Raw genomic sequence first — 18,236 nt, 5'->3', positions numbered from 1 at the left:
ACAATCTCCCGAGAGAACCGAGGCGGGCTACTTGACCGAGCGCGCGAAGAGGCTCGACGACCACACGATGGCGACGACGACGACCGCGCCGCAGAAGACGATGGAGCCCCAGACGTGCACGTCGCCGGGGTAGCCCGCGTAGAGCTTGCGCATCCCGGTGACGGCCCAGTTGAACGGGTTGTAGTCGGCGACCGTCCTGAGCCACAGCGGCGCGAGCGTCAGCGGCAGCAGCGTGCCGGACAGCAGCATCAGCGGCTGGGCGACGTTGTTGATGACCTGGCCGAGCACGTTGGCGTTGTTCACCTTGATGGCGATGCCGTAGGAGATCGCGGCGGCCGCGAGGCTGATCAGGGCCAGGATCGCGTAGCCGAGCAGGATGTAGCCGACGTTGAGGATGAGCCCGAACGGCAGCGACAGCACGGTGATGATGACCGCCTGGACGAGGACCGTCACCACGTCGCGCAGGGCCCGGCCGAGCAGCAGCGCGACCCGGCTGACGGAGGTCACCCGCGCCCGCTCGATGCTGCCGTTGGCGAGGTCGCCGAGCAGCCCGAAGCCGACGTAGAGGCCGCCGCCGATGGCCAGGGCGACCAGCATGCCGGGCACGTAGACGCGGTAGGCGTCGAGCATCGTGGGGGCGTCCAGGGCCGGCTTGAGCAGCGGGGCGAACAGGATGAGGTACACCACCGGCTGCGCGATGCCGAGGACGACCCACAGCGGGGAGCGGAGCATGAGCAGCATGTTGCGCTGGAAGATGAGCCAGGTGTCGCGCAGTACTTTCACGGGGATCGCCTCAATCGTTGTGGTGTGCCGGAGCCAGTGCCTGCAGGATGTCGGCCGCCGCCTCGGCTCCCCCGCCGGCGAGCAGCCGGTCGCCCTCGGCCCGCGCGGCCGCGGCGAACGCCGGGTCGTCGAGCAGCCGCAGCAGGTGCCCGCGCAGCGCCTCGGGCCGGACATGGTCGAAGGAGACCCGCACGCCGGCGCCGGCCGCCCGCACCGCCTCGGCGTTGAGCGCCTGATCGCCCTTGATCGGCGCGATGACGAGCGGGACGCCGTGCACCAGCGCCTCGGAGACCGTGTTGAGGCCGCCGTGGGCGACGACGGCGTGCAGGTGCGGCAGGAGCTCGAGCACCGGCACGCGGCGGCGGACGAGCACGTGGCCGGGGGGTCCGTCGAGCGTGCCGTCGGGGGCGACCACGATGGCCTGGAGCCGGTCGCCGAGCGGCGCGAGGGCCTCGGCGACGCGGCGGTAGAAGTCCTTGGCCAGGTCCATCGACAGGGTGCCCATGGTGACGAGCACGTGCCGGCGGCCGGGGTCGAGCCAGTCGAACGGGAAGTCGGGCTCGGGCGCGCGCTCGGCCAGGGCCGGGCCGACGAGCCGCACCCCGCCGACCGGCTCCCCGGCCAGGGCGCCCGCGGTGAAGGCGATCGTGCCGTGCGGGGAGAAGCGCAGGTCGTGCGGTGGTTCGCCCGGCTGCCCGGCGGCGGTCCAGGCCGCGGCGAGCTGCCCGAGGATCCACTCCTCGACCCGGGGCAGGCCGCGGCGGAAGGGCCGGGTCAGCTCCATGGTGGTCGGTGCGACGGAGACCCAGCGCAGGCCGTGCGCGTGCGCGGCGACGGCCCCGGCGATCGCGTGCTGGTCGACCACGAGCAGGTCCGGGCGGAACGCCCCGATCGCCGCGTCGACGCCCTTCCGGGTGCTCTTCGCGTGCGGGACGATGTAGCCCTCCCAGCGCGAGCGGGTCGCGTCGAGGCCGCGCTCGGCCTGGCCGCGGTGCGCGCGCAGCGGGATCGGGTGGATGTGCGCGGCCTCGCCGAGCAGCGGCCGCAGGAACGACTCCGAGCCGGCCCACAGCACCTCGTGGCCGCGCCGGGTCAGCACGGCCGCGACCGCCGCCATCGGGTTGACGTGCCCGGTCAGGGGCAGGGCCAGGAACAAGAACTTCATGTCGTACCGCGAGTGCTGTCCACATAGGACGCGACGTCGGCGACGCTCAGGCGCAGCAGCGCGTCGAGGTCGAGCCCGGCGACGAACCCGGCCAGGTCGACGGCCGGCCCGAACCGGGCCGCGAGGCCGTGCCCGAGCGCGGCCAGCTCGAGGCTGTCCAGGAACAGGTCGCCGTCGAGCCGCGTCGCGGGGCCGATCGCGGCCGCCCACGCGGCGTCCTCCCCCGTGACCTCCCGCAGCAGGTGCGTGACCGCGAGCTGCGTCGGCGTGGACATGGTCAGTCCCCGGCCGGCTTCGTCGCCCGCACGGCGCCGTAGGTCATCGCGCCGGTGCTGAAGCCCTTGAGCATCAGCGGGCCGGCGTAGAAGAAGCCGAGCACGTCCACGCCCCGGTCGCGGGCCAGGTCGCGCATCATCGCCCGGCCGTTGTCCAGCTCCCGCACCTGGGCGAAGGTCGGCTCCCAGGAGTTGGCGACGTTCGCGCTCCAGTCCACACTGGACACGTCGGTGAACCCGGCCGCGGTGGCGAGCCGCTCGTGCTCCTCCAGCGACGAGAAGCTCGGCATCACCTGGTGGCGCAGGATCTGCTCGACGACGCGGTGCTCCTCGGCGTCGAGCTCCCCGTCGCGCACCGACCAGGTGGCGATGGCGAGAATCCCGCCCGGGCGCAGCAGCCGCATCGCCTCGGCGAAGAACGCCACGCGGTCGGCGATGTGCATGAGGCTCTCCACGGCCCACAGCGCGTCGAAGGACGCGTCCGGGAAGCCGTTGTCGAGCGCGTCGCGCTGGTGGAAGCGGGCCCGGTCGCCGAGCCCGGCGGCGGCCGCCTTCTCGTTGGCCCGGGCGGCCTGCGCGGCGCTGAGCGTCACACCCTCGACCGTGCAGCCGTGCGGGCCGGCGAGGTACAGCGCCGGGCCGCCGATGCCGCAGCCCACGTCGAGCACCCGCGCGCCGGGCGGGATGCCGGCGTAGGAGACCAGCTCGCGCACCAGCCGGTCGGTGGCGGCGTGGCGCTCGTCGTCGCTGCCGGGACGCTCGCCCGCGTCCCAGAAGCCGTGGTGCACGTGCTCGCCCCACAGGTCCTCGTACAGGTCGAGGGTGGTGTCGTAATAGCGCTCGACCGCGGCGTTGAGCCCCGGTCCGGCGGGCGCGGACGGGTATGCGGAACCGGTATCGGCTTTCACAGTCGCAAATCTCCGAAATACTGTACCGGGAAAGTACGCGCTGAACCCCAATGGCGGCGCGAGCCCGGCCATTGTATGAACGCCGCGATGGCGCTTGTCAATGACCGGGAGTTTGCCCGTGGAACTTCCACAAAGGCACGTATGCGGGCCGGCGAGATACCTGTCCAGGCCATATATCCGCGATGGCCCGAATGAACGCGCGTTCGGGCCGGCATGAACTGACGAAACACCTCGGCTCGACCCGAAGCGGCCGCACATGGGGGCGAATGTCCGAAATTCCGATGAGCACAGCTACCGGGCACCCGCGCTGACCAGCACCGTTGCAAGAATGCCGATCGTAACGATCCAAACGAGTTTTCCCGGGAGGTGGTGTGACAGAACGGACATCCCGTCGCATGCTCAGGCTGCACACTCTTGTCAAACGACTTCGATTGCGTAAGGTCTATCCCTAGTCGAGGTGCCCATTCATTGTGCAATGCGGCGGGCACCTGAGTTCGGACAACGATGACGGACGTCAGGCGCACTTGCCCTCGATCTTTTCACAGTGTGTTCATCCCGGGATGCGCACGCTGATCGGCGGCCGATGCGGGCCGGCCCGGTCAGCGGCTCAACCCTGCGCACGGTGTGCCCGAGCGGCCCCGGCGCACCGCTCCGCCGGCATGTTCGGCGCCGTGGTGCCCCCGGCCGCCGATGCGTCGTGCCGCAACGAGAAGAAGGGGGTGCCGCGGTGACCGCACCGGCCCTCGACCCGAGCTGGGTCGACGACGTGCTGCTGGCCGGCGGGCCCGGTCGCCCCGATGCCGCCCCCGCCCTGGTCCTCGGCGCCCCGGTGACCCGCGCCGAGCTGCGCCGGCTCGTCGAGCAGCGCCAGGCGGTGCTGGCCGCGGCCGGCATCGGCGCGGACGGCCCCGGCGACTCGGTGGCGATCTGTCTCGCCCCGTCGCTCGCCTTCGTCGCGAACCTGCTCGCCTGCTGGCGCCTGGGCGCCCGGGCCGCCCTGCTGGACCACCGGCTCACCCCGTTCGAGATCGACGCCGCCCTGCAGCGGCTGGCCCCGCAGGCGGTCGTGTCCGCCAAGCACGCCACCGGCGGCCCGCTGCGCGGCTTCCAGGACGTGCAGGAGCGCGTCGCCACCTACCCGGGCCGCCCGTCCGGGACCCCGCACGCGCTGGTCCAGCTCAGCTCCGGCTCGACCGGGCCCTCGAAGGTCATCGGGCGCACCGCCGCGAACCTCGTCGAGGAGCTGGAGCGCTACGTGGCCATCGGGGCCGGCGTGCCCCGCCCCGGCGAGCGCATCGTGTGCCTGGCCTCGATGGTCCACGTGCTCGGCCTCGTCGGCGGCCTGCTCTACGGGCTGCACGCCGGCGCCCAGGTGATCGTGCCGGCCCGGATGACCGCGGACGGCATCCTCGCCGCGGTCGCCGCCGGTCCCGAGCCCACCACGCTGCTGGGCGTGCCCTTCCACATCGAGCTGCTGTCATCCGGGCCGACGCCGCCGCGCCTGCCCCAGCTGACCGGGATGACCACCGGCGGCGAGCTCGTGCGGGCCGGCGTGCACGACACGTTCACGGACCGCTTCGGCATCCGCCTCGGCAACATGTACGGCATGACCGAGGTCGGCGTCATCGCCACCGACCTCTTCGGCGAGCACCGCCCGGCCCTGACCCCGGCGCCCGGCCTGCGGGTGCGGGAGGAGCACGGCGAGCTGCTCGTGTCGCTGGCCGAGTCGCCGTACCTGGGCCTGTCCGACCCGCTCCGCTGGGCGGACGGCTGGCTGCACACCCGCGACGCCGGCACCGTGGACCCCGCCACCGGGCGGTTGCGCATCCAGGGCCGCAACGACTCGCAGGTCTCCGTCGGCGGGCTGAAGGTCGACCTCACCGAGGTCGAGCACACCCTCGCCGCGCTGCCCGGCGTCGCCTCCGCCGTCGTCACCCACGACCAGGCGTCCAAGAACATCGAGGCGTACGTGATGCTGCGCGAGGACGCCACCGCCGAGCAGGTCCAGGCCGAGCTCGCCCGGCGCCTCGCCGCCTTCAAGCGCCCGCGGGTGCTGCGGGTCGTGCAGCAGCTGCCCCGCACGGCCACCGGCAAGCTCGTCCGCGACCGCGCCCTGCTGGTCGCGGCGTCCGTGAAGGAAGGAAACACCGAGGCATGAGCGAGGACACCGCCACCGAGATCCGGCAGTTCCTGCTGGACTCGCTGACCGAGATGAACTACAGCACCGAGGACATCGACGACGACACCGCGCTCGGCCCGGCCGGCGCCGACCTCGAGTCGCTGTCGCTCGCCGAGCTCGCGGTCCGCGTCGAGGACCGCTTCGGCGTGCGCTTCGACGACGACGAGGCCGAGAAGCTCGCGAGCATGACCGTCGGCGAGTTCATCGCCGCCGTCGCCGAGCGCCGGGCCCCCGCGGCCGCGGGCAGCTGACGGTGGCACCTTCGGCACCGTCCCGCGACGAGGTCGTCGCGATGCTGGCCACCTACGGTGACCGGCGCCGCGAGGACGTCGCGGAGGGGATCGACTCCCTCGAGCTGGCCTGGCTCATCCACCAGCTCGAGCAGCACTACGGCACCGTGCTGGAGCTCTCCGACGAGGAGCTGGCCCGCATGTCCACCGTGGACGGTGCCGTCGCGGTCCTGGCGCAGTTACAGGCCGAGACGGGCGCCCGGTGACGTCGTGAACAGCAAGGGCAAGACGGACGTGCTGATCACCGGCCTGGCCGTGCTCAGCGCGTTCGGCCGGGGCATGGGCGCGCTCGCCGCCGGCCTGGACGCCGGCCGGCCGGCGTTCGCGCCCGTCACCCGCTTCGACGTCGCCGGCCGCCGGGTCGGCGTCGCGGCCACGCTGCCGGGCGACCCCGACCTCGACGACGAGCTGTGGTGGCTGCTCGACGAGGCCTGCGACGAGGCGAAGCTGGGCACCGCCGAGCGGGCCGGCGCGCCGCTGTTCCTGGCGGTGCACGGCGACCCGCGGCTGGCCCGCTCGGCCCCGGCGCAGCGGCCCCGCCACGGCGGCAGCGCGTTCGCCGACGGCCTGGCGCGCAACACCGGGCTTGGGCCGTCGCGCGCCTACACCTCCGCGTGCGTCGCGGCGAGCACCGCGATCGCGGACGCCGCCGGGATCATCGCGCGCGGCGAGGCGGAACGGGTCGTGGTCGCCGGCGGGTACCTGGTCGAGCCCGACCAGTACGCCCTCTTCGACGCCGGCCGCGCGTTCGCCGCCGACGGGCAGGTCCGCCCGTTCAGCGCCGGCCGCCGCGGCCTGCTGCTCGGCGACGGGGCCGGCGCCGTGGTGCTGGAGTCCGCGGCGGCGGCCGGCGAGCGCGGCATCGAGCCCTCGCCCGCCTGGTCGAGCTGGGGCCGCGCCGGGGACGCGCACCACCCGTGCCAGCCGCATCCGCAGGGCCGCGGGCTCGCCCGGGCCATCGCGGGCGCCCTGCGCCGGGCCGGGGCCGAGCCCGGCGAGGTCGGCTACGTCAACGCGCACGGCTCCGGCACCGCGCAGAGCGACGCGGCGGAGACCCTCGCGCTGCGCGCCGCGCTGGGCGAGCACGCCGCGACGGTGCCGGTGTCGTCGACCAAGGCGCTGCACGGGCAGGCGCTGGAGGCCTCCGGCCTGCTCGAGCTCGCGGTGACCCTGCACGCGCTGCGCGGCGGGCTGCTGCCGGTCAACGCGGGCTACCTGGAGCCCGACGAGGACTGCGCGCTCGAGCTCGTGCTCGGCGCGTCACGTCCGGCCGGGCCCGGCTACGCGCTCAGCCTCAACGCCGCGTTCGGCGGCGCCAACACCGCGCTGCTGGTGGGCATGGCATGAGTGGCTTAACCCTCACCGTCCTCACGTCGGCCGAGTGGCCCCGCGACGTGGAGCCGCCGAAGCTCGCCGGGTTCGTGCACTCGGACTTCAACCCGCTCATCGCCGCCGTCGCCGGGCGTTGCCTGCAAGCGGCCCCCGGCCCGGAGCCGGAGACCGCGGTGATGCTGGTGAGCGACGAGGGTGACATCGCCAGCGCCGAGCACGTGGCCAAGGCGGTCGACGCCGGCACCCGGATCGGGCCGCTGTTCTTCTTCCAGTCGGTGCCCAACGCCGTGCTCGGCCACGTCGCCGCCAAGTGGGGGCTGACCGGCCCGGTGAGCTGCCTGTGCGACACCGCATCGGCGCTCGACTCGGCCCGGGGCCTGCTGGCCGACGAGGACGCCCGGCGGGTGCTGCTCATCGACGTCACCGCGGACCCCGTCACCGCGGTGCTGCTCTCGGAAGGAACACCATGAGCGCGCGCCACGCCGCCGTCACCGGCATCGGACTCGTCACGCCCGTCGGCGGTACGGCCGCCGAGGTCTTCGACGCGATGTGCGAGGGCCGATCGGGGCTGTCCCGCCCGCCGCAGGACCATCCGCTGGCCGGCTCCGTGGACGTGGCCGCGTTCGGCCCCGCGATCGACCCGCGCTCGGTGCTGCCCGGCCCGGACGCGCGGCTCGTCGACCGGTACATCGTGATGGCCCTCGCCGCCGCCGAGGCCGCGCTCGCCGACGCCGGGATCGTCGCCGGGCGCGACGTCGACCCCTACCGGGTGGCCGTCATCCTCTCCGGCACCGGGGGCCTGGCGACCCTCGACGCGCAGGCCGTGCAGCGCGACCGGCGCGGCCGGGCCGGGGTGAGCCCGTACCTGCTGCCCGGGATGCTGCCGAACATGGGCGCGGCCCGGGTGGCGATGCGGTACGGCTTCATGGGTTTCAGCTCCTCGGTCGGCACCGCGTGCGCCGCCGGCGCCCAGTCCATCGGCGAGGGCCTGCGGCTGCTGCGCGCCGGCGAGGCCGACGTGGTCGTCTGCGGCTGCAGCGAGGCCCCGCTGTTCCCGACGCTGGCCGACACCTTCGGCAACGCCCGCGCCCTGGCCCGCGGCTGGGCCGACCCGGCCGAGGCGAGCCGCCCGTTCGACCGGCGCCGCAACGGCCTCGTGCTGGGCGAGGGCGCCGGGGTCGTGATCCTGGAGCGCCCCGAGCACGCCGACGCCCGCCGCGCCACCCGCCACGCCGACCTGCTCGGCTGGGGCGCGACGAACGACGCGCACCACCCGACGACGCCGCGCCCCGACGGCACCGCCGCGGCCGAGTGCATGCGCCGTGCCGTCGCCGACGCCGGGCTGTCCCCCACCGACATCGGGTACGTCAACGCGCACGGCACCTCGACGAAGCTCGGCGACGTCGCCGAGTCCCTCGCCATCCGCGCCGTGTTCGGCCCGCACACCCCGCCGGTCAGCTCCACCAAGGGCGTCACCGGGCACATGCTCGGCGCCTCCGGGGTGGCCGAGGCGGCGGTGACGGTGGAGGCTCTGCGCCGCGGCGTGCTGCCGCCGACGCACAACCTCGACGAGCCCGATCCGGCCTGCGACCTGGACCACCTGCGCGCACCCCGCACGGCGCCGGTGACCCATGCGCTGTCCAACTCCTTCGGCTTCGGCGGCCACAACGTGAGCCTCGTGTTCGCTCCGCCCGGCACCCGGCCGACGAACGAGTGGACGAAGGCCTGACCCGCCCCGAAACCCGAAAGGGACCCGCAATGGAAATCCAGGACACCGACCACGTCGAACTGTATGTGGGCGACGCGCGCGCGGCGGCGGCCCAGCTGTGCGCGCAGTACGGCTTGCGCGTCTACGGGCAGGGCGGCCCGGAGACCGGGCTGACCGGCCAGCGCAGCGTGCTGCTCGGGCAGCGCGACATCCGGATCCTGCTCACGTCCGGGCTCTCCGGCGGCCACCGGGCCAGCCGGTACGTGGCCCAGCACGGCGACGGCGTGGCGATCGTCGCCTTCGGGTGCGCCGACGCCCGGGCGGCCTTCGCGGAGGCGGTCGCCGCGGGCGCCACCCCGATCGAGCAGCCCCGGACCGTCTCCCACGGCGGCTCGACGGTGGTGATCGCGGAGGTGTCCGGCTTCGGCGACGTGACGCACCGGCTGGTCCAGCGCGACCGCACCGACCCGCAGTTCCTGCCGGGCCTGATCGACATGCCGGCCGGCGTGACCGGGCCGGCCGCGGGTGACCTGCTGCACGAGATCGACCACGCGGCCGTGTGCCTGCCGGCCGGCGAGCTCGAGCGCACCGTCGCCTACTACGAGCGCGTCTTCGGCTTCGCGATGATCTTCCAGGAGTACATCGAGGTCGGCGAGCAGGGCATGCAGTCCAAGGTGGTGCAGAGCCCGTCCGGCGGGGTGACCTTCACGCTCATCCAGCCCGACATCAGCCGCCGCGCCGGGCAGATCGACGACTTCCTGGCCTGGCACGAGGGCGCCGGGGTACAGCACCTGGCGCTGAGCACGCACGACATCGTCGGCGCGGTGCGCGCGCTGGGCGAGCGGGGCGTCGAGTTCGCCCAGACGCCGGGCAGCTACTACGACATGCTCGCGGCGCGCCTCGGCGAGACCGACGTCCCCGTCGAGGACCTGCGCCCGCTCGGCATCCTCGTCGACCGCGACCACTGGGGTCAGATGTACCAGATCTTCGCGAAGTCGACGCACATCCGGCGCACGTACTTCAACGAGCTCATCGACCGCCACGGCGCGCGGACGTTCGGCACGAGCAACATCCCCGCGCTGTACGCGGCGAAGGAGCGCGAGCTGGCGGCGGTCCGCGATACCACTGCCTCGGAAAGGACCGTCCTGTGACCGTTTCCATCGAACGCGACTTCGCGCTGTCGGCGGAGGACCTCGCGCTGCTGCCGACCGACGAGGAGGTGCGGCAGTACGCGCGCAGCGGGTGGTACCTCACCCGCAAGCTGTTCACCGACGACGAGGTCGACGAGCTGGTCGCGGCCAGCGAGCGGTTCTACGCGGGCGAGCGCGCGCGGACCCTGCCCGTCCGCCCGCCCCGGCTGGCCTACTGGACGCCCGAGCACGGCCCGGTGCAGCGGCACAACGACTACGTCCACTACGAGAGCGACGACATCGCGCGCATCCTGCGCAAGCCGATCCTCGGCGCGGTCGCGGCCCGCCTCGCGCAGGCCGACGAGATCCGGATCTTCCAGTCGACGCTCATCTACAAGCCGCCGATCGCCGGGGAGCCCTCCAACGTCGTGCCGTGGCACTTCGACCGCCACTACTGGCAGTCGTGCACGTCGGAGGACATGCTCACCGCGTTCATCCCCTTCCACGACTGCGGCGTCGCGATGGGCACCATCACGATGGTCGACGGCAGCCACCGCTGGGAGGAGATCGGCGCGGACGACTCGACCACGAAGCACTTCGCCGACCGCGACAACGACGACCTCGAGAAGATGCTGGAGCGCAACGCGGCGCACAACGGGGCCGAGGTGCGCAAGGTGCCGATGGTCATCCCCAAGGGGCACATGAGCTTCCACCACTGCCGCACCTACCACGGCAGCGGCGCGAACGTGAGCGGGAGCCCGCGGCGGGCGATCTCGTTGCACCTGCAGCCGGGCTCGAACGAGTACCGCGCCTACCAGCTCCAAAGCGGCGACGTCGTGCAGTACAACCACGACGTGCTGGTCCGCCGCACCGCCGACGGCCGGCCCGACTACGCGGACCCGCAGTTCTGCCCGGTGCTGTGGCGGAACGCCTGAACCCCTGAAGGAGATCGCATGTCCCGTTACGACTGGGGTCAACGCCATCCCGGCATCGACCGCCTCGAGGAGCTCATCGCCGGCGCCCGCGAGGACGTCGTCACCCACCCCATCTATGCCCGGCTGGACGACCTGCGAGCCGTGCGCACGTTCCTGGAGCACCACGTCTACGCCGTGTGGGACTTCATGTCGCTGCTCAAGTCGCTGCAGCGCAACCTCACCTGCGTCGAGGTCCCGTGGATCCCGACCGGGCCGACGGGCAGCCGCCGGCTCATCAACGACATCGTCCTGGTCGAGGAGAGCGACGAGCTGCGGGGCGGGTTCATCAGCCACTTCGAGCTGTACCTCGAGGGCATGACCGAGGCCGGCGCGGACCGCTCCACCGTCGACGCCTTCATCGACCTGCTCCGCGCGGGCACCCCGGTGCCGGCCGCGATGCAGCGGGCCGGGGTGCCGGCGCCGGCGGCCGAGTTCGTCGCGCTCACCTGGCACCTCATCGACACCGCGCCGGTGCACTGCCAGGCGGCCGCGTTCGCGTTCGGCCGCGAGGACCTGATCCCGGACATGTTCCAGCAGGTCGTCAAGGTCAACGAGCAGGTCGGGCAGCTCGACACGTTCGTGGACTACCTGGCCCGGCACATCGAGGTCGACGGCGAGCAGCACACGCCGATGGCCATGCAGATGGTCACCGACCTGTGCGGCGACGACGAGGCCAAGTGGGACGAGTGCGCCGCGACCATCAACCTCGCCCTGGCCGCCCGGGCGAAGCTGTGGAGCGGGATCCTCGCCGAGATCGACGCGACCGTTCCGGCCTGAGGGGACCGACCGTGACCGACGCCGCCGGGCTGTACCGGACCGTCCGCCTGATCCGCCGCTTCGAGGAGCGGGCCGTCGAGCTCGTCCGGGACGGCACGATCGTCGGCGGCATCCACCCGTACCTCGGGCAGGAGGCCATCGCGGCCGGCACGTGCGCCGCGCTGCGGCCCGGCGACGTCATCACGAGCACCCACCGCGGCCACGGGCACGTGCTGGCCAAGGGCGCGGACCCGGCGCGGACGATGGCCGAGCTGGCCGGCCGCGCGACCGGGCTCAACCGCGGCCGGGGCGGCTCCATGCACGCGGCCGACTTCTCGCTGGGCATCCTCGGCGCCAACGCGATCGTGGGCGCCGCGGTGCCGATCGCCACCGGGGCCGCCTGGGCCGCCCGCCGCGCCGGGCTGGACCGCGTCGCGCTGACCTACTTCGGCGACGGCGCCGTGAGCCAGGGCGTGGTCCTGGAGACGTTCAACCTCGCGGCGCTGTGGAGGCTGCCGGTCGTGCTCGTCTGCGAGAACAACGGCTTCGCCACCACCACCCGCCTCGCGGACGCGGTGGCCGGCACCATCACCGGGCGCGCCGAGGCGTTCGGCATCCCGGCGTCCACGGTGGATGGCGCGGACCCGCAAGCCGTACTGGCGGCCACGCGCGTCGCCGTCGAGCGCGCCCGGGCCGGCGAGGGGCCCTCGCTCGTGGAGTGCGTCGCCTACCGGTTCGACGCCCACCACACCTGGGAGCACGCGGCCCGGCCCCGCTACCGCACCGACGCCGAGGTCACCGACGGCACGTCCCGCGACCCGGTGGAGATCCAGGGCGCCCGGCTCGGCCCGGCCGAGCGGGCCCGCGTCGACGCCGAGATCGAGGACGTGCTGGAGGCCGCCGTGCGCTTCGCCAAGGACAGCCCCGGGCCGGACCCCGGCACGGCCCTCGAGCACCTGTACGCCGACGGCCTGCGGGTGCGGGCGGGTGCGGCATGACGATCCTGTCGTACCTCAAGGCGCTCAACCGCGCGATCGCCTCGGAGATGGAGCGCGACCCGGCCGTGTGCGTGTTCGGCGAGGACGTGCGCGTCGCGGTGAGCAACGTGACCACCGGGCTGCACAAGAAGTTCGGGCCGGACCGGGTCGTCGACATGCCCATCTCCGAGCAGGCGTTCACGAGCTTCGCCACCGGCGCGGCGCTGTGCGGGCAGCGGCCGCTGATCGAGTTCCAGATCCCGGCGCTGCTGTTCCTGGCCTTCGAGCAGATCGCGAACCAGGCGCACAAGTTCTCCCTCATGACCGGCGGGCAGACGCGGGTGCCGGTGACGTACCTGCTGCCCAGCTCCGGCTCCCGGGGCGGCTGGGCGGGCCAGCACTCCGACCACCCGTACAGTCTCTTCGCCCACGTCGGCGTGAAGACCGTCGTGCCCGCGACCCCCGCCGACGCCTACGGGCTGCTGGTGACCGCGATCCGCGACGACGACCCGGTGGTGGTCTTCGCCCCGGCGGGCGCGGTCGGCGTGCGGGCCGACGTGGACTTCGCGACCCTGGAGCCGATCCCGCTCGGGGTGGGCCGCGTCCACCGCGCCGGGCAGGACGTGACGGTGGTCGCGGTCGGCCATCTCGTCCACGACGCCCTCGCGGTCGCCGAGGAGCTCGCCGGTACCGTCTCCGTCGAGGTCTTCGACCCCCGCACCCTGCACCCCTTCGACTGGGCGGGCCTGGCCGCGTCGCTGGAGCGCACCGGGCGGCTCGTGGTCGTCGACGACTCCAACCGCTCCTGCGGCATCGCCGGGGAGATCCTCGCCTCGGCCGCGGAGGGGATGCGCCTCGTCGCGCCCCCGCGCCGCGTGACCCGCCCCGACGGGGCCGTGCTGCCGTTCGCGCGCGAGCTCGACCTGGCGCTGCAGCCCAGCCGGGCCCAGCTGCGGGCCGCGGTCGAGGACGTCGCCAAACTGGGTCAGGAGGCCTGACGTGCCGGTCGCACTCGTCACCGGCGGCGGTGGCGGCATCGGGGCCGCGATCTGCGCGCGGCTGGCCGCGTCCGGCCACTCGGTCGTCGTCGCCGACCTGGACCTGGACGCGGCCGAGCGGGTCGCGAAGGAGTGCGGCGGCATCGCGGTGCGCGCCGACGTCGCCGACCCGGCCGGCAACGCGGACATGGTGGCGCGGGCCCTCGACGCGCACGGCGCCCTCGACCTGCTCGTGCTCGCCGCGGGCATCCAGTCCGACGTGCCGCCCGATCCCGGCGTGGACGTCGCCCGGTACCGCCGCGCCCTGGGCGTGAACCTCGACGGGGTCGTGTTCGGCGTGGACGCCGCACTGCGGGCCCTGGAGCGCTCCGGCGGGCAGATCGTCGCGGTCGCCTCGCTGGCCGCGCTCGGGCCGCAGCAGGCCAACCCGGTCTACGCGCTCACCAAGGCCGCCGTCGTCGGCTACGTGCGGGCCCTGTCGACCCCGCTCGGGCCGCGCGGCGTGCGGATCAACGCGCTGTGCCCCGGGTTCACCGACACCCCGTTCCTGGGCATCACCGGGCGGCTGCTGCGCAAGCAGAAGATCCCGCTGCTGAGCCCGGACGAGGTCGCCGCCGCCGTCGAGACGGTCGCGGCCGGCTCCGGCACCGGGGAGGTCTGGGCGCTGATCCCCGGCCGCCCCGCCGCGCGCCACGAGTTCCCCGCGTTGCCGCCCGCCCTGCGCGCCGACGGCACCGAGGTCGTCCTGAAGCCCTTCCTGTCGGCGAAATAGAGGGAGACACCATGGCTGCTGCGAACATCCGGGCGGCGCTCGCCGCCGACCCGAGCGTCGGGGCCGGCAACGTGCTGCACAAGCTGATCGAGCACGGCGCCCCGCTGGACGGGCCCGGCATGACGTTCGACACCCCCGTCGACGGGTTCCCGGCCTGGCACCCGCTGACCCTCGGCGAGCTCTACACCCGCGCCGCGGCCCGCGCCGCGTGGCTGCACGCGGCCGGGATCCGCCGCCGCGACCCGGTCGCCGTCTACGTCAGCAGCGCCGCCGACTGCTTCCTGAACTGGATGGGCCTGACCTGGCTCGGCGCCATCCCGGCCCTGATGAACCCGAACATTCCCGGGGACATCGCGGCGCAGTACATCGGCAAGCTGCGCGGCGTCGCGCTGCTCACCGACGCGGCCCACCGCGAGCGCCTGGAGGGCCAGGACCTGCACGATCTCGCGGTGCACGACGTGGCCGAGACCGGCACCGCCGACCCGGCGGACGCGCCGGTGGCGTTCAAGCACCACGCGGACGACCCGATCGCCATCACCCACTCCTCCGGCACGACCCGGATGCCGACCGCCGTCGTGCACTCGCACGCGAGCCTGTTCCACGCCACCCGCCGCATCCGGCTCAGCGGCCCCCGCGCCCAGGGCACCGAGCGCATCCTCAGCGCCCTGCCCGCACCGCACGCGGCCGGCATCATGACCATCAACCACGCCCTGAGCAACCGCTCGGAGCTGGCGTTCCTGTCGCGGCAGGACGACGGCGACGCGGTCCTCGCGGCCATCCGCGACTGGAAGCCCACCGGCGTGTTCGGCTTCGCCGTCACCTGGGCCGAGCTGGCCCGCTACGACCTCGCCGCGCAGGACATCGACTCGGTGTCGCTGTGGTTCAACACCGGCGACTGCGCGCACGAGCCGCACATTCGCAACCTCGTCAACGCCGGCAGCCGCAACGTGGTCACCCGCGAGGGCGTGCGGCGGGTCAAGGGCTCCAGCTTCGTCGACGGGCTCGGCTCGACCGAGATGGGCCACAGCGCCTTCCACATCACCCACCGCAGCGACACCGAGCGCTACGGCCGCTGCGTCGGCGTCCCGCACGTCTTCGCCGACGTCGCCCTCCTCGACACCGAGACCGGCGCCGAGGTGCCGGTCGGCTCCGTCGGGCACTTCGGGCTCAAGTCGCCGACGCTCGCCCCCGGCTACTGGAACGACCACGTCAACACCTACCGCAACCGGCTGGCCGGCTACTACCTGACCGGCGACCTCATGTACCGCGACGAGGAGGGCTACTACTACCACGTCGACCGGGCCGTGGACTCCGTCGACCTCGGCGGCGGCGAGTGGCTCTACACCGCCATGTCGGAGGAGCGGATCCTGCGGGCGGTGCCGGAGGTGCGCGACTGCACCGTGGTCTCGGCCCGCACCCCGCAGGGCGCCGTCGTCACCGACGTGCTGCTGTCCCTGCACGCCGGGGCCGACCCGGCGGCGGACCACACCGAGGCGGTCCGGGGCGCCCTGACCGCGGCCGCGGGTGCGACGCTGCGCAAGGTCGTCGTCTTCGGTGCGGACGACATCGTGGTCGGGCCGACGGGGAAGGTGCGCAAGTTCCTCATGCGCCAGCGGCACCTCGCCGCGATGGCGCATGCCTGACCCGGCGACGGCCACGGCGACGGCCACAGCCACCGCCACGGCCACGGCCACGGTCACGGCCGCGCGCGCGGTGCCCGGCGCGGGTGCGCCCGGCCCCGCGCTCACGCCCGTCCGGCGCATCCCGGTGCGGTTCAGCGGCGACGGGGCCGGCCTGGGCGAGCTGTCCTGGGGCCAGCGCGAGATCTGGCTGACGATGCTGCGCCAGCGCTCCTGGCTGCCCATCGGCGGCTGGTCGCGGCTGGCCCCGGGCACCACCCTCGCCGGCGTCGCCGACGAGCTGCGCTGGATCATGCGGCGGTACCGGCCGATGCGCACCCGGCTGCGGTTCACCGCCGGCGGACGGCCCCTGCAGAGCGTGGCCGGCCGCGGCACGATCGGCCTCGACGTGTACGACTGCCCGGATGACGCCGACCCCGAGGCGTTCGTGGCCGCGCTCGACGCGCGGGACCGGGGCCGCCCCTTCGACTTCGTCGAGGAGTGGCCGGTGCGCATGGCCGTGGTCCGGCACCGGGGCGCGCCCACGCACCTGTCCACGGTCATGACCCACCTGGTCACCGACGGCCTCGGCGGGCGGCTGTTCCTGGCCGAGGTCGCCGACCGCGCGAACGCCGGCCCCGACACCGGCCTGCCGCCCCTCGACCAGGCGCGGTGGCAGGCCGGCGACGCCGGGCGGCGCCAGAACGCCAAGGCGCTGCGGCACTGGGAGCGCACCATCGCCCGCCTCCCCGCGAAGCCGCCGCCGGCCGCCGGGCGGTTCCTGCGCGGGGAGCTGCGCACCACCGCGCTGCCGCTCGCCGTGCACGTGCTGTCGGAGCGGGCCGACGCCGACTCCTCCCAGGTGCTCATGGCGCTGTTCGCGCAGGCGCTGCCCGGCGACGGGCCCGCGGTGCTGCGGCCGATGGTGAGCAACCGGTTCCGGCGCGGGTTCGAGCGGGTGGTCGCCATGGTGGCCCAGCGCGGCATCTGCGCCGCCGACGTCGCCGGGGAGCCGTTCGCCGAGGCGCTGCGGCGGGTCGGGGTCGCGGCGATGGCCGCGTACAAGTACGCCTACGTGGACCCGGACGCCGTCGCCGGCCTCTACGCGCGGGCGGGCGCCGACCCCGACGCCGGGCTGTGGTTCAACGACCGCCGGGTCGCCACCCGGCAGGGCTTCGGCGGGCCGGTGCCGGACGCGGACGCGCTGCGCGCCGCGGCGCCGGGCCGGCTGCGCTGGACCGTCGAGCAGGACGACCCGTTCGACCCGCTCAGCGTCGACGTCGACGACGACGGTGAGGACCCCGGCGCGCTGCTGCTGACGGTGTTCACCGACACGGCCCGGCTGCCCGCGGCCGGGGCCGAGGCGCTGCTGCGGCGGGCCGAGGAGCGCGCCGTGCGGGAGGCGATCGCGATGCTGGAGGAGACGCCATGACGACGCTGGCCGGGATCGGCACCTTCGTGCCCGGAGCGCGGGTCTCCATCGAGTCCTACGCCGAGGAGTTCGACCTCACGCCGATGCAGGTGCGGGTGTTCCGCCGCTACCACAAGCTCGGCGAGGCGGCCCGCTCGGACGAGTCGCTGACCGGGCTGCTGCGGCTGGCCCTGGAGGACCTCGCCCTGGACGAGGAGCGCAGGGCCCGGGTCCGGTACGTGCTCTACGCCCGGACGTTCCCGGTCGTCGTGCCGTACCCCCGCAATCCCCTGCACGACGCGCTCGCCGCGGTGGGCCTCGGCCACGCGCAGGCGTTCGCGGTCGGGCAGCAGGCGTGCGCGTCCGGGCTGCTGGCCATCGACCTCGCCGGGCGCCTGCTCGCGGCCGACGGCGACGACGGGCTGGCGGTCGTGCTGGCCGGGGAGAAGGCGTTCACCGGCGAGGCCCGCTTCGTGCCGGAGACCTCGATGTTCGGCGAGGGGGCGGCTGCCTGCCTCGTGGCCGCGACGGGCGAGCGGGACCGGCTGCTGGCCTACGTGGCCCGGCTGCGCGGCGAGTTCGACGGGGACCTCGACGAGGTCGCGCAGGAATTCCAGCGCATCTACCACGACGCGCTCGGCGAGGCCGTCACCGCCGCGGTGGCGCGGGCCGGGCTCGGGCTCGACGACATCGCGGTGATCCTGCCGCACAACGTGAACCAGGTCGCCTGGCAGCGCACCTGCAAGCGGATCGGGTTCCCGCTGGAGCGGGTGCTGCTGGAGCACGTCGCCGCCATCGGGCACGTGTTCTGCGCCGACGCGTTCATCAACCACCGGACCGCGGTCGAGCGCGGCCTGCTGCGGCCCGGGGACCGCTACGTGATCGCCGCCGCCGGGGCCGGCCGCGGCGCCACGTTCTCCGCCATGGTCTTCGAGCACTGATCAGCCCGCACTCTGGAG

The 18,236-nt window shown here is 74.1% G+C and carries 19 protein-coding genes; 15 read left to right on the top strand and 4 right to left on the bottom strand.

Annotated elements, in window-relative coordinates; all coding sequences use genetic code 11:
- Positions 1 to 27 precede the first annotated feature (27 nt).
- From ACQP1P_RS12610 to ACQP1P_RS12595, 4 genes are read right to left on the bottom strand one after another with little or no spacing between them, the layout of a single operon-like run.
- Positions 28 to 783: an ABC transporter permease gene (locus ACQP1P_RS12610; RefSeq protein ID WP_433086208.1), complete on the bottom strand. Its 756-nt coding sequence runs from the start codon at positions 781 to 783 to the stop codon at positions 28 to 30.
- Positions 784 to 793: 10 nt separating this feature from the next.
- Entirely contained in the window at positions 794 to 1,948 is a 1,155-nt protein-coding gene (locus ACQP1P_RS12605; RefSeq protein ID WP_433086206.1) for a glycosyltransferase, read from the bottom strand.
- Positions 1,945 to 2,223: a hypothetical protein gene (locus ACQP1P_RS12600; RefSeq protein ID WP_433086204.1), complete on the bottom strand. Its 279-nt coding sequence runs from the start codon at positions 2,221 to 2,223 to the stop codon at positions 1,945 to 1,947. The genes ACQP1P_RS12605 and ACQP1P_RS12600 overlap by 4 nt, the downstream gene beginning before the upstream one ends.
- A gap of 2 nt (positions 2,224 to 2,225) precedes the next feature.
- On the bottom strand, positions 2,226 to 3,131 hold the full coding sequence (locus ACQP1P_RS12595; RefSeq protein WP_433086202.1) for a methyltransferase domain-containing protein: 906 nt from the start codon (positions 3,129 to 3,131) through the stop codon (positions 2,226 to 2,228).
- Positions 3,132 to 3,858: 727 nt separating this feature from the next.
- Between ACQP1P_RS12595 and ACQP1P_RS12590 the strand changes: the two genes are divergently transcribed.
- From ACQP1P_RS12590 to ACQP1P_RS12520, 15 genes are all read left to right on the top strand, one after another.
- Complete coding sequence (locus tag ACQP1P_RS12590; RefSeq protein WP_433086200.1) at positions 3,859 to 5,289, top strand: class I adenylate-forming enzyme family protein; 1,431 nt, start codon at positions 3,859 to 3,861, stop codon at positions 5,287 to 5,289.
- Complete coding sequence (locus ACQP1P_RS12585; protein ID WP_433086198.1) at positions 5,286 to 5,561, top strand: acyl carrier protein; 276 nt, start codon at positions 5,286 to 5,288, stop codon at positions 5,559 to 5,561. The genes ACQP1P_RS12590 and ACQP1P_RS12585 overlap by 4 nt, the downstream gene beginning before the upstream one ends.
- Before the next feature lie 2 nt (positions 5,562 to 5,563).
- Positions 5,564 to 5,806, top strand: a complete 243-nt coding sequence (locus tag ACQP1P_RS12580; protein ID WP_433086196.1) for a hypothetical protein — start codon at positions 5,564 to 5,566, stop codon at positions 5,804 to 5,806.
- A 73-nt stretch (positions 5,807 to 5,879) separates the two neighbouring features.
- Positions 5,880 to 6,947 carry a beta-ketoacyl synthase N-terminal-like domain-containing protein gene (locus tag ACQP1P_RS12575; protein ID WP_433089980.1) on the top strand — a complete coding sequence of 356 codons (1,068 nt, stop codon included), beginning with the start codon at positions 5,880 to 5,882 and terminating at the stop codon, positions 6,945 to 6,947.
- Positions 6,944 to 7,402 carry a beta-ketoacyl synthase chain length factor gene (locus ACQP1P_RS12570; RefSeq protein WP_433086194.1) on the top strand — a complete coding sequence of 153 codons (459 nt, stop codon included), beginning with the start codon at positions 6,944 to 6,946 and terminating at the stop codon, positions 7,400 to 7,402. Before ACQP1P_RS12575 ends, ACQP1P_RS12570 begins: the two co-directional genes overlap by 4 nt.
- Positions 7,399 to 8,661 carry a beta-ketoacyl-[acyl-carrier-protein] synthase family protein gene (locus tag ACQP1P_RS12565; protein ID WP_433086192.1) on the top strand — a complete coding sequence of 421 codons (1,263 nt, stop codon included), beginning with the start codon at positions 7,399 to 7,401 and terminating at the stop codon, positions 8,659 to 8,661. Before ACQP1P_RS12570 ends, ACQP1P_RS12565 begins: the two co-directional genes overlap by 4 nt.
- A gap of 29 nt (positions 8,662 to 8,690) precedes the next feature.
- The gene (hppD, locus tag ACQP1P_RS12560; RefSeq protein ID WP_433086190.1) at positions 8,691 to 9,791 is read left to right on the top strand and encodes a 4-hydroxyphenylpyruvate dioxygenase; all 1,101 of its coding nucleotides are present in this window, start codon (positions 8,691 to 8,693) and stop codon (positions 9,789 to 9,791) included.
- Positions 9,788 to 10,705, top strand: a complete 918-nt coding sequence (locus ACQP1P_RS12555) for a phytanoyl-CoA dioxygenase family protein (RefSeq protein ID WP_433086188.1) — start codon at positions 9,788 to 9,790, stop codon at positions 10,703 to 10,705. Before hppD ends, ACQP1P_RS12555 begins: the two co-directional genes overlap by 4 nt.
- 18 nt (positions 10,706 to 10,723) lie before the next feature.
- Positions 10,724 to 11,521, top strand: coding sequence for a DUF3050 domain-containing protein (locus ACQP1P_RS12550; protein ID WP_433086186.1), 798 nt, complete (start codon positions 10,724 to 10,726; stop codon positions 11,519 to 11,521).
- Positions 11,522 to 11,532: 11 nt separating this feature from the next.
- A complete protein-coding gene (locus ACQP1P_RS12545) occupies positions 11,533 to 12,498 on the top strand; it encodes a thiamine pyrophosphate-dependent dehydrogenase E1 component subunit alpha (protein WP_433086184.1) in 966 nt (321 codons plus the stop codon).
- Complete coding sequence (locus ACQP1P_RS12540) at positions 12,495 to 13,475, top strand: alpha-ketoacid dehydrogenase subunit beta (RefSeq protein WP_433086182.1); 981 nt, start codon at positions 12,495 to 12,497, stop codon at positions 13,473 to 13,475. Before ACQP1P_RS12545 ends, ACQP1P_RS12540 begins: the two co-directional genes overlap by 4 nt.
- Position 13,476: 1 nt before the next feature.
- Positions 13,477 to 14,247, top strand: a complete 771-nt coding sequence (locus ACQP1P_RS12535; protein ID WP_433086180.1) for an SDR family NAD(P)-dependent oxidoreductase — start codon at positions 13,477 to 13,479, stop codon at positions 14,245 to 14,247.
- 11 nt (positions 14,248 to 14,258) lie between these two features.
- Positions 14,259 to 15,890, top strand: a complete 1,632-nt coding sequence (locus tag ACQP1P_RS12530; RefSeq protein WP_433086178.1) for an AMP-binding protein — start codon at positions 14,259 to 14,261, stop codon at positions 15,888 to 15,890.
- Positions 15,883 to 17,298: a condensation domain-containing protein gene (locus tag ACQP1P_RS12525; RefSeq protein ID WP_433086176.1), complete on the top strand. Its 1,416-nt coding sequence runs from the start codon at positions 15,883 to 15,885 to the stop codon at positions 17,296 to 17,298. Before ACQP1P_RS12530 ends, ACQP1P_RS12525 begins: the two co-directional genes overlap by 8 nt.
- Positions 17,295 to 18,218, top strand: a complete 924-nt coding sequence (locus tag ACQP1P_RS12520) for a 3-oxoacyl-[acyl-carrier-protein] synthase III C-terminal domain-containing protein (RefSeq protein ID WP_433086174.1) — start codon at positions 17,295 to 17,297, stop codon at positions 18,216 to 18,218. Before ACQP1P_RS12525 ends, ACQP1P_RS12520 begins: the two co-directional genes overlap by 4 nt.
- Positions 18,219 to 18,236 lie beyond the last annotated feature (18 nt).

The sequence above is a fragment of the Dactylosporangium sp. CA-052675 genome (assembly GCF_050947935.1).
Classification (GTDB): Bacteria; Actinomycetota; Actinomycetes; order Mycobacteriales; family Micromonosporaceae; genus Dactylosporangium.
This window is presented reverse-complemented; position numbering and strand designations above follow the sequence as displayed.

Bases quoted from the DNA above. Each gene is read 5' to 3' on its own strand.
- ACQP1P_RS12525 (WP_433086176.1), top strand. From the start codon at position 15,883: ATGCCTGACCCGGCGACGGCCACGGCGACGGCCACAGCCACCGCCACG.
- ACQP1P_RS12585 (WP_433086198.1), top strand. From the start codon at position 5,286: ATGAGCGAGGACACCGCCACCGAGATCCGGCAGTTCCTGCTGGACTCG.
- ACQP1P_RS12530 (WP_433086178.1), top strand. From the start codon at position 14,259: ATGGCTGCTGCGAACATCCGGGCGGCGCTCGCCGCCGACCCGAGCGTC.
- ACQP1P_RS12520 (WP_433086174.1), top strand. From the start codon at position 17,295: ATGACGACGCTGGCCGGGATCGGCACCTTCGTGCCCGGAGCGCGGGTC.
- ACQP1P_RS12540 (WP_433086182.1), top strand. From the start codon at position 12,495: ATGACGATCCTGTCGTACCTCAAGGCGCTCAACCGCGCGATCGCCTCG.
- ACQP1P_RS12570 (WP_433086194.1), top strand. From the start codon at position 6,944: ATGAGTGGCTTAACCCTCACCGTCCTCACGTCGGCCGAGTGGCCCCGC.
- ACQP1P_RS12605 (WP_433086206.1), bottom strand. From the start codon at position 1,948: ATGAAGTTCTTGTTCCTGGCCCTGCCCCTGACCGGGCACGTCAACCCG.
- hppD (WP_433086190.1), top strand. From the start codon at position 8,691: ATGGAAATCCAGGACACCGACCACGTCGAACTGTATGTGGGCGACGCG.
- ACQP1P_RS12550 (WP_433086186.1), top strand. From the start codon at position 10,724: ATGTCCCGTTACGACTGGGGTCAACGCCATCCCGGCATCGACCGCCTC.
- ACQP1P_RS12600 (WP_433086204.1), bottom strand. From the start codon at position 2,223: ATGTCCACGCCGACGCAGCTCGCGGTCACGCACCTGCTGCGGGAGGTC.
- ACQP1P_RS12575 (WP_433089980.1), top strand. From the start codon at position 5,880: ATGGGCGCGCTCGCCGCCGGCCTGGACGCCGGCCGGCCGGCGTTCGCG.
- ACQP1P_RS12565 (WP_433086192.1), top strand. From the start codon at position 7,399: ATGAGCGCGCGCCACGCCGCCGTCACCGGCATCGGACTCGTCACGCCC.